This is a genomic window from Marinobacter sp. AL4B, assembly GCF_019916045.1.
Taxonomy (GTDB): Bacteria; Pseudomonadota; Gammaproteobacteria; order Pseudomonadales; family Oleiphilaceae; genus Marinobacter.
Genome location: NZ_JAILWZ010000011.1, coordinates 199245 through 214734, shown reverse-complemented (window position 1 = coordinate 214734; position 15490 = coordinate 199245). Strand labels below are relative to the sequence as shown.

The following is a 15490-nucleotide window of genomic DNA, read 5'->3' as shown; positions in this document are numbered from 1 at the left end:
AATAATCACAAGAACAAGAGGAAAGCCACCAATGAACGGCATCGCAGCAATAGAAGGTTCAGGGACGCAACGCGTCCTTGTGTTACACGGGTGGGCGCTGGACAGCAATGTCTGGCTCGATACCCGTGCGTTGGTCGACGATACACGTTTCACCTACGCCTACTTCGATTTCCCCGGGTATGGCTCCAATCGCTCAGTCCCCCCCGCCGAAGGAATGGAAGGAATGGCAGCGTCAGCGCTTGCTGCCGCAGATTCGCTGGGGTGGGATCACTTCAATATTCTCGGCCATTCAATGGGCGGGGCAGCGGCGTTGCGAGTGGCAACTCTTGCGCCGGACCGAGTCTCCGCCGTCGTAGCGCTGACTCCCGTATCTCCTCAGGGAACTCCGCTGGATGAGGCGACCTATGATTCTTTTAAATCAGCATGGGAAGATCCGGGCCCTGTATTAAAGGGTCTCGCACCTCACTTGACCACAGAACAATTGGACACCATCGTCGGAAACACGCGAGCGACGATGAATCAGTCTGTGTGGGAAGCTTATCTCGCGAACTGGACTAAGGCGGATTTTTTCAAAACGCTAAAAAACTGTTCTGCTCCTGTCTCTCTTGCTTACGGTGACAGTGATCCTTTCGTGACGGCTCAATACCTTTCAGACACTGCAGCTTTACTGCGTGAGGGTACGTTACTGGGTATTGATAAGGCTGGACATTACCCGATGATTGAAACCCCCCGGGAAACTGCACAGCTTTGGGAAAGTGCGTTTATTCAAGCTGCAAAAGGAGAGAGTAATGTTTGAGACAAGCAAGCCATATCGCGGTATGCCTGCGTCCGTATGGACACCTCCAACGCCGCAACTTATCCGTGGGGCTAGAATGCTGATTGTTGGTTATGAAGCCAATCCGGAGGCTCTCAAGGCAGTGCTTCCTGAAGGCTTAAAGCCTCATCCCAATAACATGGTCCAGATGAATATGTATGAAATCGAGGCCAGTAACACCAGTGGGTTTGGGGCTTTTTCTTTGACATATCTAACGGTTGAGATCGAGGGTCACGATAGCCTGGCGGCAGAGGGTACGCTCCCAATTCCGGGTCGATTTTTCGCATACTACTGGAATAGCTCTCCACGTGTCCTGGCATACGCACGCGAGGCGGCTGGAATTCCGGCTATGCACGGCGTAAGACGAGCCGAGACCGTCGACGGACGCCTTGTGTCTACGCTCGCGGTCGACGGTAAGGATGTCATCACTGCACGCGCAACCGTTACTGACACTCCGGCTGGTACTCTTGGGGGGCATCTCAACTATTATGCCCATCGTGAGTTTCCGCGCCCCGAAGGCGGCAGTGCAGCCATAAGTGAATTAATAGAACTTCCGCTCCCCTTTGTGGCTGATCTTTACGAAGCAAAAGTTGACGATATTTCGTTCAACTTCCCTAGCGGCCACCCGGCCGCCAGCTTGGCTCCCGTATCGCCTCTTAGTACACCATCGGTGCTCTATGGGGATGTCACATTCACTTATTCAATGGGAAGACAAGTCAAAAACTACCTCCAAGCATGAGGTAATTAAACACGCTTGGAGGATGACGTCTCTGAAGTAGCATGTGCAATCTCACGGAAGGAGGATTGCACGTGTATGAAGTGGAGGGGGCGTGTTTTACCGAACACCCGCGAGAAGGTTAAAGCGAGCCTGAATCGGGTTGCCAGCCCCTCGTCGTTGCAAGGCATGCATCAGGTTTGACTTACGCTAAGAGTCTCGGTGTCAGAGTCCAAAACCGACAAAAAAGGAATGACAAATGACTGAAATTATAAAAACAGTTGATATTCCCCATCTGGGCGGCTCGAAAGTTGGCTACAGGTTTGGTAAGTCGTACGATCCGTCGTTACCAACGCTTATCATGAACAATTCGTTCACGACGTCAGCGGAGTTATTCAGGCCACAATTTGCAGACCCAAAGCTGATGAAGGTGGCCAATCTTCTTGCCATTGAACCTTATGGCCATGGCAAAACCTATCCGAAATATCGACAATTCACGTATTGGGACAGCGCCATTGCGAATATTCAAGTGCTCGATGCCCTTGGTATCGCTGAAGCATTTGCTCTAGGGACGTCGCAGGGCGGTTGGATTGTGACGCAGACAGCGATGCTTGCTCCGGACCGGATCAAGGGGATCATTCCGCTCGGCACATCGATGGATAATGAGAGTCAGCTTAGCCGTAAGTTGGGTTGTTGGGACGGTATAGAATTTTGTACCCCCGCCATCGATGCTCTAGCAGAACCTGTTACTGATGACTGGACGGTACCGGAAGAATTCGTTGTGGGCGTTCTAGACGCGGGGCTGGGCGATACGGTGACCCCAGAGGATCGCGCATTCTGGCTTGATGAGTACCGACGGAACTACAAAGGGGATGCGGGGCGTGAACGCTTGCGTACAGCTTCCATTAATCTTCGTGACCGAGACAGTCTGCACGCACGCCTCGGCAGTGTCACCTGTCCTGTTCTCTGGATGCACGGTACCGCTGATACGGTGTACTCGGTCGCCAATGCTGAAGATGGGATTCGGCGATTTAGTCAGTCAGCAGACGCGCAGTTAAAAATCATTGATGGCGGTCAGCATTTCCTGAGCGCATCTGATCCGCAGCATATCAATCCTGCGACTGTGGAATTTATTAATAAGTGGCGGTAACCACTGAACGACTGAACCACTACAGAGGGTATATGAAAACAATAAATCTGCGTGCCCCGGGCGGGCTTGATGCATTAGAAGTGAGGGAATCCCCAGATCCCGGGCAACCCGGGCCTGGGCAGATACGGGTGGCAATTCATGCCACCTCTTTAAATTATCATGACTTGCTGGTCGCCAATGGCAGTATCCCGACGGAGGATGGGCGCCTTCTAATGTCTGACGGAGCGGGGGTTGTTGAAGCTGTAGGTGAGGGGGTTGCAGAGTTTGAGGTGGGAGATCATGTTGTTTCCGGATTTTTTCCGCAATGGCAGGATGGTCAAGCCTTTGATGGCGTGGGAAATTTCCGGGAAACCCCTGGCGACGGAATTGACGGCTTTGCTGCGGAGTACTCAGTCAGGGCGGCCACCAATTTCACTCGTGCCCCATCTGGCTGGAGTCATGCAGAAGCAGCGACAATCACCACGGCCGGTCTGACAGCATGGCGGGCGCTGATAACAGAAGGGAGCCTGAAGGCGGGGCAGAGCGTTTTGCTCCTTGGCACGGGCGGGGTTTCAATCGCTGCTTTGCAAATAGCCAAAGCGATGGGTGCCAAAGTTTTCATTACTTCATCCTCAGACGAAAAGTTAGAAAGAGCCCGTGCACTCGGAGCGGATTCCACTATCAACTACCGACGTTATCCCGACTGGGCTAACCAGGTTCTCGCCCAAACCCAAGGGCGAGGGGTTGATCATGTTGTTGAGGTGGGCGGTCCGGGCACGTTAAGTCAGTCTATACAGGCGGTTTGCGTCGGTGGGCATGTTGCTCTTATTGGTGTTTTAACCGGGCGCGAAGGCCAGGTGCCCACGGGATTACTCATGGCGAAGCAAGCCCGGCTTCAAGGCCTGGTTGTTGGAAATCGTCGCCAGCAGCAGGAGTACGTCGCGGCTCTCGAGCAAAACGAACTACGCCCAGTGATCTATCAAAGCTTTCGTTTCGAGCAATTGGCGGATGCTTTCCGGCTCCAGGAAAGTGGTGGTCACTTTGGTAAGATCGTTGCTGAGTGGTGACCATTAAGCGGGAAATGGTTCGTCTAAGTCGGCTTCTAACCCGTTACTGCGGAAGTCTCTAAAAAGAGGCTTAAATTTCCCACAGGATAGTGTCGGTCTGTCCGCCTGAATGTTCGCATTGCGACCTTTGCGGCCGGACCAGTGTAATCAGTAAGCAAGGTCAGGACGTCCCCGAAGGTGACCGTTCGGCTCCGGGGAGTAATGGCATCCAGAGTTTCCAATCCAGCCCGGACCCTTTAAAGAACAGTTCAAGGTGGAGCTCGGACAGGATTCTCAGCCCCACAGATCCACCCTGAATCTATTTAATGTTGAATGAGAGCCGGCTATACCTACAAGGTGTGATAGCCGGGCACTTGCGATTTATAGGTCCGATCTGAGCTGATTATTAACCAGCGCTACCCAGAAATCGATTCCTGTGGGGAGAATGTCATCGTTAAAATCGTAATGAGGATTATGCAACGCGGTGCCGCCACATTCGCCTTCCCCGTTACCGATTAAAATGTAACAACCAGCTACCTCACGCAACATGAATGAAAAATCTTCACTGATGGTATAGCGCTTGCAGTTACCATCCACGTTGGGTGCGCCAACTACCTTCTCAGCGGCAGCAACGGCATATTGAGTTTCATCCAAAGAGTTGATGGTCGATAAGTAGCTGTTGTTAAATTGATACTCGTACGAAACACCCGCCGATAGGCATTGACCGGCTACTACTCGCTCAATAGCTTTTTCGACTTTTCGCAATGTCGAATCGGTATAGCTGCGAGTGTCGCCAGAGATAGTGACCTCTGATGGAATCACATTTACCGTGCCATTCGTCTCAAAATTGGTTACAGAAATGACCGCCGTTTCATCAATGGCGCTCAAATTCCGTGACACAATGGTCTGCAACGCGGTGACAATCTGCGACCCAACCACAATAGGGTCGGTCCCCGTATGGGGCATGGCTGCATGGCCGCCAGTCGCTTTTACTACAATTTTGAAAGCGCTTTCACTCGCCATTAGTGCACCGGCGCGAGTGGCAAACTTCCCCGCCGGCACGCCAGGTAAATTATGCATGCCATAGACGGCGTCGATGTTCCAGCGGGTAAACAAACCATCGGCGATCATGGCTTTGGCACCGGTGCCACGCTCTTCATCGGGCTGAAAGATAAAATAAACGGTGCCATCAAAGCTTGGGTTGTTGGCCAGTTCGTACGCGGCACCCAGCAGCATTGCGGTATGCCCATCATGTCCACAGGCATGCATGACGCCATCGGTTTTAGACTTATAATCAAAACAATTTTGCTCATGGATGGCTAGGGCATCCATATCGGCACGAAGACCAATGGAGCGTTTGCTGGTTCCATTTTTTAATATGCCGACCACACCAGTGCCGCCGACATTACGGTGAACGGCTAAGCCAAACTCTTCGAGCTTATCCGCGACGAATTTGGAGGTATTGAATTCTTTGGTGCTCAGCTCGGGATGCTGATGAATATGACGGCGCCACTCGGCTACTTTCTGAACTACAGACATTACCTACTCCTACCTTTCATAGGAGGCCACGTCCGTTGTGACCTGTACATATCTCGGATGCTATTAGCTTCTATCAGCAGCCTCAGCACGCTTCTTGTTAAACTCATTTAGTTCTGCTTCGAGTTCTTCCAAAACTTTCGCCGGACGATCACCCATATTGTTCTTGAAGAAAGAACGAACAGTCTTTGCTTCGGCTTTAAAGCTTGCAATCTGGTCATCCGTTAGATTAACCACCTCCACATTTTCAGCGAGAGTTTCGCCAGCTTTCTCGTTAGCTTTCTTCTGCAACTCATAAGCATAATTATGCATTTCATCAATAGTTTCGCTGAGAATGTTTTGCAGGTCTTCAGGCAGCTTATTGAAGTACTGGTTGTTAATAAAAACGCCCTCCAGATACATAATGTGGTTAGACATGATCAGATAGTTCTGTACTTCATACCACTTCATGTCGACCAGCGCACCGAGTGGGTTTTCAGCACCAGAAATCATGTTCAGCTGCAAACCGCTATACACATCGGTGTAGGAAATAGGCGTTGGGTTGGCGTTATAGGCTTCGTAGTTTTTGACGATCAGCGGCGTATCCATGGTCCGGAATGCCATACCTTCAAAATCCGTTGGCTCTTGCACCTTTTCTTTGGTTAACCAGTTACTGCTACCTAGGGGCCAGAGATCCATCAGTTTCAGATTCTTCTCAGCGTAGATGGCAGGCAGTTCCTTATTGGCCACTTTACTTTGTGCCAGGAAGTCATAGGCCTCTTTCACATTCGTAGGGAGAAGGTAATGAAGTGCAAACACCTGACCTTCCGGGACAATTGTTGCGACATTTCCCGGGCTGACAATGGCCATTTGGGTTGCGCCCGTCAAAAGATGATCAATCAGATCGACACCAACACCCAATTGGCCCACCTGGAAAACCTCAAACTCAATACGTCCGTTGCTCTTTTCCTCAACCCGTCTGGCCAGTTCTTTGGCATAAAGGTCTGGAACCGTATCGGCGTACTCCTCGTGGGTTACTTTGAATGTGTAGACTTTGTCTTGACTACTTGCAGATTCGCCTCCATCAGACCCACAAGCCCACAACAGGGGCAGAGCCAGACCTAATGCAATCAGGGTTTTTATATTTTTCATAACGACTCATCCTTTTGTATTTGTAGAACTAGCTTGCGAAGCTTCCAAGAAACAAAGAGATTTCTGGGAAAGTTGAAATAATTACACACGCTAAGAGCAGCATAATTATGTATGGTCCCTGATTTTTGATCACCTTAAGATATGGTTGATCAAAAATGGCCGAACACGTGAAAATACTTGTGCCAAATGGTGGAGTCCCCGAGCCGATGGCCACTTGTAAAGTGATAATAATGCCCAGATGAACCAGATCAATTCCGGCTCCTGTCGCGATAGGTACAAAGATTGGGGTCAAAATCAGAATGACCACTACGGCTTCAACAAACATACAGCCGACAAAGAAAATTATATTAACGGTTAGAAGTATAGCGAAAACGGAAGGGTCAGTGCCTAACAAGCCTTCGGCAATTAATTGCGGCACTCTGGCATAAGAAATAATCCATGAAAATGCTGCACCAACCGCAACGAGAATAAAAACAACCGTAGTAATCATGCCCGTTGACAGCGCTATGGAGTGCAAGTCTTTTAGACTAACGCTCCGGTAAAAGCCGACTTCAACAATGAGTGCATATAGGACGGCAACTGCCGCTGCTTCCGTGGGGCTGAAAATCCCGGTATAGATGCCGCCCATGATGATGATCGGAAAACCAAAAGCCAACAGGCATTTTTTTGCTTTCTCGAAGCGCTCTACGAAGCTAGCCCTTTCATGCTTGGGTATCTTTTTTGCCTTTGCATAGAATGCGCTGTAAATCGCAAACATCGCAAGGATAACCGCGGCAGGACCCAGACCGGCAATAAACAGGTCACCGATTGAAGCGCCACTGGCGACACCATAAACGATCATCCCCAGGCTCGGCGGGATTAGGTAGGCAAGGTTACTGGAGTTGATGATCAGCGCCATAACTTCACTGTCGTCGTAGCCTGTTTTCAGCAGGCGTTCGCGCACCGGGCGACCCACGGCGACTACCGTGGCCTGAGTCGAACCAGAAATGGAGCCGAACAGTGCGCAGGTCAGTGAGGTGGTCGTCGCCATTCCGCCGGGTAGGTGGCCAACCAGACTCTCGACAAAGTCCAGAAGCCTTTTCGAGGTATGGCCTGCGCACATAATATCTGCCGCTAACATAAACATAGGTATAGCCATGAGTACGGGGCTTTGTATGCCCAACACCATTTGTTGAACAGCTGTAAAGGCTTCAACATTAGGCATAAATAAGACGATATAAAACAACGACGAGAACAGCATGGTCATCATCATGGGAAAGCCCATTAGCAGTAGGATGACCATCACGACAAGGAGACTAATTAACATCTTGTGAGCCCTCTGCCGCTTTCTCCGTACCTATGTATAGGTATGGTTCTTTGATATTCATGATTAAATTCATGAAATACTGAATAGCGCCTAAACCGAAGCCAATCGGTACAACTACAAGAACAATCCAGGCTGGCATTTCAAGGGCAGAAGTTACACGACCCAGCATTTTTGTATGGGCAATGTATTCATAAGATATAAAACACACGTACAAGTACGTAACGCAGGTAAGCGCAGAAATAAAAATGAGCAGACCTTTTTTTACTTTATAGGGCGCTGCATCGAATAAGGCAGTCATTCGGATATGGCGTCCCTTGCGAGCAGCATAACCAATACCACTGAAGGTCACGATCACGATGAGAATGCCGCCGATTTCATCGGCTGCAGGAATACTGGCAGAAAATACTTTTCTGGCGATGATATTGGAAACCAAAACAACGGCCATCAATATGACGCCGAACGAAAGTATCCATTCTGTCAGCATTGAGACAAAATCGTCAATTTTTCTCAGTTTATTCATGTGAACTCCGTTTGCTACTATTTATCAATTTCAGATATAGATAAATAGCAAGCGAGTTATTGTTTTAACGTGTCTGAAAGACATTACTGATCTAAAAGCTTTCCATAACCAGGGCACTGCGCCTTCCGTCCGACCAGATGCATGGCGTGCCAGAACAGTGCTGTCGTGGAGGTCACAATTGGAACACCAAATGCGTCCTCCATTTCCTGGATATGATCAAGCGCTCGGAGGTTGGTACACGACATAAAGACAACCTCAGCACCGGAGCCAGGCAATAATTTACCTAGGCCTTCAAGCATTGATTCTTTCGATATGGTGGTGATATCCGTGTCGTTCTCGATCCCCAAAGCCCCTAGCGCCGGGACATCAAAACCGGCTTCCAGCAGTTGCTGATACAGTGGGTAATTGACGCCCGTAGGGTACGGAGCAAACACCGCAATTTTTTGCGCCCCCAAGTGTTTGAAGGCGGCTTGCGCCGCAGCCCATGGGTTCGTCGCGGGGATGTCGCCTCTGTTCTTAGTCAGTAATTCGGCAACTCTTTCTTCGCCAATAACGATCGAAGCCGATGTGCAACCAAAGGCCATCACGTCCATGGGCAGGCCAATCGCGATCAGGCTAGTCGCCTCACTCACACCGGCGGTTATGGTATCCAGTGCCTCGGGGTTCATTTCACTGGTGGAAAAAACCCGGGAGCTAAAGACTGCCGCCTGAGTGCCGATGAGCTTAGCCCAATCCATTTCTAGGGAGTGGTCAGTGTTGAGCTGTACCAGGCCAATATGCACACGATCCAGGCGTCCTTCGGTCGTATAGGGGAGCGGTATTTCGAACTTCTTGAATTCATCTAGCGTCAGCATGTCACACCCCTAATTGTTAATGACGACCAGTTCGGGTTCAGCCCGCTGGCTCAGCCATTCGGCACCGTCTTCTGTAATTACGATATTTTCTTCATGAATCATGGACTTACCCGGGGCATAGACCATGCCCGGCTCGAGTGTCATGACCATACCGGGTTTCAGAACGGTATTATCGGTTGCGGTGTTGGAGGGGCGTTCCGTCAACTGGATACCCAGACCGTGGCCTAAACGGCCAACGTCATTACCTAGAGCGCCGTTGGCTTCCAGAACACGCCACATGGCGTAATACAGGTCTGTGGTAGTCGCACCGGGGCGCGCAGCTTCAAACCCTTTCGTGGTGGCTTCGTAAACAGCGCGGTAAGCTGCTTTGGTTTGCTCGGAAGCGTGCCCGAACGCCCAGTTGCGGTCGAAATCAGAGAAATAACCATCTCGGGCAGCGCCGGTGTCGATAATTAATACATCGCCGGCCTCGATCTGTCGGTCGGTGGGGCCCATGATGATGCTGTCATAGCCGTCCGGCCCGGAACCGGCAATGATGTACGGGCATTCGTCGGCTCCAGCCTGCAGCATGTCGATGCGAAACTGTTTGCAGATTTCTCGTTCGGTCATGCCGATCCGGGCATCGTCACGAATCTTGTCGAAGCCCAGGTTGGTAATCCGACAGATTTCCCGAATCTTTTCGATCTCTGCCTGAGACTTGATTTGTCGCAGCTCGTGAACTGCCAGAGAGGAATCGACAAACTCTTTGTTCACTAGAGACGTTAACGCCAGATAGTTATTCACGGGCATACGCAGGTACGATTCAATACCTAGAGTGGCACCCACTCGGCCATACCGGCTGGGCAGGGCGTTCAACACGCCGGCAACCAAACTGATGCCGTCGTCTTCCGGTTGGGGAGCCGGCCAGCTCCTGATGTCATCGACCCAGGTTTGCGCCATGCCGCTGGCACCGATCTCCGGTACGATCGCGATGGGTTTACCTTCTGCCGGGACCACTACAAACCAGGGGCGCGTTGGGCTCTGCCAGAACTGCGTCTGGAAGCCGGTGAAATAGCGAACATTCGGCTCAGTAGTGAAGAACATCGCATCCAGCTTCATTTCATGCATTATCTTCTGTGCACGGGCTGTTCTGCTTGCGAGCTCTGAGGTTTCAAAACCACGGTGTAGATAGTTAGACATAGTTAAATATCCGCTGGAGTGGTTGTTCATAAACAACCACAAGCTCTGCCAATAGTGCGTACTGATCTTCTTTCCACGATTTGGAATGCTTCGATCAGATCGATGCATCCCAAACAATCTGTCTATACCTAACAGGATTGGTATCGCCTTCCGTGCTAAAGACCAAGACCACCGACTCTTCATCTAAGTCCAACTCTTTGCGCAACTCTTCTGAAGAGCCGTCTTTGCATAATTCGTAGAGTAGGCCTAACGAGATGGCGCCCGATTCACCGCTGGTTACGCGAGGGTCTCCCGGCAAAGGGTTGCCAAGAACACGCATACCCGTTGCTGTCACGCTGTCATCAACGGAAGAAAAGAACTTGCTACAGTCTTTTAAAATTGGCCAAGTGACTGAGCTGGGCTCACCGCAAGCAAGGCCCGCCATAACGGTGTCGAGTTCGCCTGTGACATTGACCATCTCACCGTTGAGGCTGGTACCTGAACGGAATACGCAGTCTGCTGCAGTGGGTTCAGCAATAATGGTGGTGAAGTTATTGGGGTCCAGTTTGTCCGCCAAATAGCCAAGCACCCCCCCCGCCATTGAGCCAACGCCGGCTTGTAAGATCACATGGCTTGGCACCTGGTTCGAAGCTAAGGCTTGTTCAACAGCTTCATCGGCCATGGTCATATAGCCTTGCGCGATCCAGGTCGGGATTTTTTCATAACCTTCCCAGGCTGTGTCCTGAACCAGCATCCAGGCATTGCTTTCAGCCTGCTGACTGGCCAGACGCACCGTATCGTCGTAGTTCACGTCGGTGATAATGCATTTGGCCCCCAGTCCGCGGATACGCTCTGCGCTCACTTCTGAGGATCCTTTAGGCATATACACGACTGCCTTCTGCCCCATTTCTCGTGCCGCCCAAGCGACTCCAGTTCCATGGTTGCCCGCTGTCGCGGTAGCAAATACCATTGGCTTGTCGAGCTTGGCAGCGACTGTTTTTAAGTCAATCTCATGAATGTCCACATTCAAATATTCCGCCAATAATTTGCCCAGCGCATAGGAGCCTCCCAGCACCTTAAAAGCATTTAGCCCGAACCGGTGTGATTCATCTTTCACAAGGATGGTTTTCACTCCAAGTAGTTCAGCCAGTTTTGGCATGGCGACGAGCGGAGTGGGGGTGTAACCGTCAATTTGACGGTGAAAAGCCCGTACTTGCTGAACGGTTTCTGCATTGAACAGCGGTGACTTTTGACCTGTAAAAAATTTGTTTTTGGATAGTTTCAGCATATTAATCACTCAAAGAGATCAGGGGTCAGCAAGGCAGCCGAAAAGTACGGATTAATCAATTACTGCTTAAAGGCAACAGCTTCAACTTCGACCAGTGCACCTTTTGGTAATCCTGCGGCTGCAAAGCAGGCACGAGCAGGCGCTCCCTCGGTACCAAAAAACTCTGCGTAAACTTCATTAAAGGCCGCAAAGTTTTCCATGTCTGAGAGCAAGCAAGTGGTTTTTAAAACGGACCCTAGAGAAGCACCGCTCTCTTTGAGCACCGCTTGCAAATTGGTCATCACCTGACGGGTCTGTTCTTTAATGCCACCATCGACAAAAACCATGGTGTTAGGGTCTAGGGGGATTTGCCCCGAAACAAAAACCAGATCATTGAATGCTGTGCCCTGAGAATAGGGACCGATGGCGGCAGGTGCAGCTTCTGTGTGGATTACTTTTTTCATTTTTACTCTCTTCGGTTGGTGGTCAGGATTTAAATTCACGGATGTACTTGTAGATAGCATGCCGGGTGACTTCCAGATGTTCTGCTACCTGGGCTGTCGCTTCTTTTAGTTCAAATATTCCATTATCAAACAGGATTTTAGCGATAGCCTTGTTTCTCCCTCGCAGATTGATCGCCGAATCGTTGTCTACTTGCGAAATAGCATCGATGATCGATTGATCGATGGTGTCCGTCACCGATTCACTGAAGTTCTCATGAATATTCCCGTGCGCATTAGCCATGTCCGGAATGAGCGTTTTCAGAATTTCCGGGAAAGGCTTGGATAAATTCATATTGATGCAAAACAAGCCAATAGGCTGTCCATGTTCACCGGCCAAGACGCAGGTTGTGGACTTAATCATGGCGCCATTTTTATCGTTATGAAAAAAACTCCTGGGCGCCACTTCCCCTGTTTTCTTGAACCGACTGAGCATTTTTAGACCTAGATCGGTAATCGGCGAATTCACTTGGCGGCCGGTGTTGTGGCCATTAACAATTTTGACAACAGAGGTCTCGAGGCTGTCTAGCGAATGAATAACAACTTCACAGTGAGGGCCGATGAAGTCAGCGATCGTGTCGGCAAGCCGGAAATAGCTCGCCAGAAATTCCCGATCTCTATCGGTAACCTTTTCCTCAGGCGTTGAACATACGATTTCGTTCATGTCAGTCCATTATTGTTAACTATGAATGTCGGCTTTAGAGTGTCCTCGAATCCAAAACCCACTCTACAATCAAGTTTATGTAACTATATGATCACAGTGTTGGCGGATTATCAATATCTCAGTCACATAAATTTAACTCTCCTGGAGGCTCAGGCTAGTACAGGTCACTGAATTCAAGATCACTATAGTTAACTGTAAGACCAATGTCGTATAACTGGCCTCTATTTCTGGGGAGAGAAGGGGGGGCGTAACTACGGGGATTCCTAAAAGAGGTTCGCTTGAGTCTACTCGGCGATTAACGGGAGGTTTTGATGATGAGCTTAGCTTTCCGCCCAAAGACAGTATTAGAAACGCATGCCACAGAACGTTGTTTTAAATCGCCCCGCAGCACACGAGCAAAGCTATTTAGTTGCCAGAAATGCATCAACAGCTTCAACGTCACGGGCTTCGGCATAAAGCCCTTGCTTGGTTCGGCGCCATAAAATGTCGTCGGAAGTGATGGCCCACTCGTTTTGCACCAAATAGTCTATCTCGCGCTCGTAGAGCGTTCCCAGGAAGTGTTGACCAAGATCCTCGATGCACGAGCAGTCTTTAAGGATGGTACGGGATAGAGTGCCGTATGTTCTCGCATATCGACGGGCGATAGGGCTAGGTAGCCATGGATACTCTCGTTTAAGGGAGCTTATCAGGTTGGCCTGATTGTCGAAATCGCCTCCAGGCAGTGCGGCTGTCTTGGTCCAGCGTTTGCCGGCGTTTTCAAAGAAGTTGCAAAGCCTATCGGTGGCCGCTTCGGCCAATTTTCGGTAAGTGGTGATCTTGCCACCGAATACCGAGATCAGGGGTGCCTGGCCTTTTTCTGCGCTCACCTCAAAGGTGTAATCCCGCGACGCTTTCTGGGCATTCTCTTCTTCGCCGTCCATCAACGGGCGCACGCCAGAATAAGACCAGATAACGTCTGTAGGTTGTAGCTGTCGCTTGAAGTGATCGTTTACGACCCCCAACAAATAGCTCGTTTCCTCCGGTGAAATTTTCGCTTTCGACGGGTCGCCTTCGTATTCAACGTCAGTGGTGCCAATCAGGGAGAAGTTATCTTCATAGGGAATCACAAAGACTATACGCTCGTCTTCGTTTTGGAGGATGTAGGCCTCTTCTTCCTGATTCAGTCTGGGCACCACAATGTGGCTACCTTTCACCATACGAATCATCTTGGGTGCTTTCATCGAAAGCGCTTCACCGAATAAAGAGCTTACCCAAGGACCCGAGGCATTTACGATCGCTTTTGCGGTGACTGTTTGTTCGTGGTTTGTACGAGTATTTTGAAGTGTTACCTGCCACTCATGGGTCCCACGCTTTGCGTTGACGCACTTGGTGCGGGTCATGATTGTGGCTCCGGCCTGTTCCGCTTTTTTGGCGGTCAGTACAACCAATCTAGCATCGTCCACCCAGCCGTCAGAATATTCAAAGCCGCGCGTCATTTCAGGTTTCAGCGGTCCGGAGCCATCAAAGCGGATGGAGCGAGAGCCAGGAAGTATTTCGCGCTTGGCCAAGTGATCATAAAGAAAAAGCCCCGTTCGAATCATCCAGGCCGGGCGCAGATGGGAACGGTGGGGCAGGCGGAAGCGCATTGGGTGCATGATGTGCGGTGAATTGCGCAGTAATGACTCCCGTTCGGCCAGCGCCTTCTGCACCAGCCGGAATTCGTAATGCTCCAAATAGCGAAGCCCGCCGTGAATCAGTTTGCTGCTATTTGACGACGTAGCTGATGCCAGATCGTTCATTTCGCACAGCAGAACGTTTAAGCCGCGGCCTGCGGCATCCATAGCGATACCTGTGCCATTAATGCCGCCACCGACGACAACGACATCAAAGTGGGGGTGTTCTGCTGACATGTCTGATGCTCTCCCGACGCCTTAGTAGTTTCGTTTCGCTATTATGCGAAAGTATAAGATGTTCGTAAAGGAAAATCAGAAAGCAAACGAACGTGATTGGATGGCGATTGTGTTTCGAGATCGAAAAGCCGATTCGTTTAGACTAAATGCAGCGTTACGTTGTGCTCTGTGAGCATTTTTGCAATTTCTTTGGGTGGTTGTTCGTCCGTAAAAACATGGTCAGCTTGAGTGATGCTGCCAAGCCGTACCATAGCGTTCCGGCCGAACTTGGAATGGTCTGCGGCAAGCAGGGTCTGGCTGGAATTGGCCATGATGGCCTGAGCGACTCGAACTTCGCGGTAATCGAAGTCCAATAGCGACCCATCGTTGTGAATGCCGCTGATCCCGATTACGCCGAAGTCCATCTTGAATTGGTTGATGAAGTCTCGGGTGGCTTCGCCAACAATACCGCCGTCCCGACTCCGAACTTCGCCGCCGGCGATAATAACTCGGAAGTCTTCTTTGGCGGAAAGGATGGAGGCTACATGGAGATTATTGGTAACCACCTGCAAACCGTTTTTTGCTAACAGCGCTTTAGCGATAGTTTCCGTGGTCGTACCGATATTGATGAACAGTGAGGAATTGTCTGGAATGAGCTTCACCATAGCTTCTGCGATTCGTTCTTTTGCCTCAAGATCCATAATCTTCCGGGCTTGGTAGGCGGTATTCTCAGTGCTCGAGTCGATGCCTGCACCACCGTGGTGGCGGCGCAATTTTTTATGTTTGGCCAGCTCGTTTAAATCCCGGCGGATGGTCTGCGGCGTAACCTGAAACTGTTCGACCAATTGATCGGTGGTGACGAAACCGTTTTCCTGGATCAGCTCCAGAATGAGTTCCTGTCGATGCCGCTGTGCCATTCAATCTCCTCCGAAACTGCCTGTTTTTTGTTCGATTTCGCGTGAAAACGAACATTTTCGGAAAG

At 50.3% G+C, this 15490-nt stretch carries 15 protein-coding genes; 4 read left to right on the top strand and 11 right to left on the bottom strand.

What is annotated here, in order from left to right; all coding sequences use genetic code 11:
• Positions 1 to 31: 31 nt before the first annotated feature.
• The 4 genes from K5L82_RS05175 to K5L82_RS05160 all read left to right on the top strand — a co-directional run bounded on the left by K5L82_RS05175 (position 32) and on the right by K5L82_RS05160 (position 3725).
• On the top strand, positions 32 to 796 hold the full coding sequence (locus K5L82_RS05175) for an alpha/beta fold hydrolase (RefSeq protein WP_223133426.1): 765 nt from the start codon (positions 32 to 34) through the stop codon (positions 794 to 796).
• Positions 789 to 1553, top strand: a complete 765-nt coding sequence (locus K5L82_RS05170) for an acetoacetate decarboxylase family protein (protein WP_223133425.1) — start codon at positions 789 to 791, stop codon at positions 1551 to 1553. Before K5L82_RS05175 ends, K5L82_RS05170 begins: the two co-directional genes overlap by 8 nt.
• Positions 1554 to 1788: 235 nt before the next feature.
• Positions 1789 to 2679: an alpha/beta fold hydrolase gene (locus K5L82_RS05165; RefSeq protein WP_223133424.1), complete on the top strand. Its 891-nt coding sequence runs from the start codon at positions 1789 to 1791 to the stop codon at positions 2677 to 2679.
• 32 nt (positions 2680 to 2711) lie between these two features.
• Entirely contained in the window at positions 2712 to 3725 is a 1014-nt protein-coding gene (locus tag K5L82_RS05160; RefSeq protein ID WP_223133423.1) for a zinc-dependent alcohol dehydrogenase family protein, read from the top strand.
• Between the two features lie 360 nt (positions 3726 to 4085).
• Here K5L82_RS05160 and K5L82_RS05155 read toward each other — a convergent pair whose 3' ends face one another.
• The 11 genes from K5L82_RS05155 to K5L82_RS05105 all read right to left on the bottom strand — a co-directional run bounded on the left by K5L82_RS05155 (position 4086) and on the right by K5L82_RS05105 (position 15425).
• Positions 4086 to 5243, bottom strand: a complete 1158-nt coding sequence (locus K5L82_RS05155) for a M20 aminoacylase family protein (RefSeq protein ID WP_223133422.1) — start codon at positions 5241 to 5243, stop codon at positions 4086 to 4088.
• Between the two features lie 63 nt (positions 5244 to 5306).
• Positions 5307 to 6371 (bottom strand): TRAP transporter substrate-binding protein DctP, encoded by a 1065-nt coding sequence (dctP, locus tag K5L82_RS05150; RefSeq protein ID WP_223133421.1) that lies wholly within the window; start codon positions 6369 to 6371, stop codon positions 5307 to 5309.
• A gap of 28 nt (positions 6372 to 6399) precedes the next feature.
• Positions 6400 to 7653 (bottom strand): TRAP transporter large permease, encoded by a 1254-nt coding sequence (locus K5L82_RS05145; RefSeq protein WP_316933385.1) that lies wholly within the window; start codon positions 7651 to 7653, stop codon positions 6400 to 6402.
• A gap of 13 nt (positions 7654 to 7666) precedes the next feature.
• Entirely contained in the window at positions 7667 to 8197 is a 531-nt protein-coding gene (locus K5L82_RS05140) for a TRAP transporter small permease (protein WP_133005590.1), read from the bottom strand.
• Between the two features lie 83 nt (positions 8198 to 8280).
• Positions 8281 to 9051, bottom strand: a complete 771-nt coding sequence (locus K5L82_RS05135) for an aspartate/glutamate racemase family protein (RefSeq protein ID WP_133005589.1) — start codon at positions 9049 to 9051, stop codon at positions 8281 to 8283.
• A 9-nt stretch (positions 9052 to 9060) separates the two neighbouring features.
• Positions 9061 to 10230, bottom strand: coding sequence for a M24 family metallopeptidase (locus tag K5L82_RS05130; RefSeq protein ID WP_133005588.1), 1170 nt, complete (start codon positions 10228 to 10230; stop codon positions 9061 to 9063).
• 94 nt (positions 10231 to 10324) lie between these two features.
• Positions 10325 to 11497 carry a diaminopropionate ammonia-lyase gene (gene dpaL / locus K5L82_RS05125; protein WP_223133419.1) on the bottom strand — a complete coding sequence of 391 codons (1173 nt, stop codon included), beginning with the start codon at positions 11495 to 11497 and terminating at the stop codon, positions 10325 to 10327.
• Between the two features lie 59 nt (positions 11498 to 11556).
• Positions 11557 to 11940: a Rid family detoxifying hydrolase gene (locus K5L82_RS05120; RefSeq protein WP_223133418.1), complete on the bottom strand. Its 384-nt coding sequence runs from the start codon at positions 11938 to 11940 to the stop codon at positions 11557 to 11559.
• A gap of 22 nt (positions 11941 to 11962) precedes the next feature.
• Positions 11963 to 12640, bottom strand: coding sequence for a transcriptional regulator (locus tag K5L82_RS05115; RefSeq protein ID WP_223133417.1), 678 nt, complete (start codon positions 12638 to 12640; stop codon positions 11963 to 11965).
• A gap of 401 nt (positions 12641 to 13041) precedes the next feature.
• Positions 13042 to 14529: a glycerol-3-phosphate dehydrogenase gene (gene glpD, locus K5L82_RS05110; protein ID WP_223133416.1), complete on the bottom strand. Its 1488-nt coding sequence runs from the start codon at positions 14527 to 14529 to the stop codon at positions 13042 to 13044.
• A gap of 137 nt (positions 14530 to 14666) precedes the next feature.
• The gene (locus tag K5L82_RS05105; RefSeq protein ID WP_133005584.1) at positions 14667 to 15425 is read right to left on the bottom strand and encodes a DeoR/GlpR family transcriptional regulator; all 759 of its coding nucleotides are present in this window, start codon (positions 15423 to 15425) and stop codon (positions 14667 to 14669) included.
• Between the last annotated feature and the right edge of the window lie 65 nt (positions 15426 to 15490).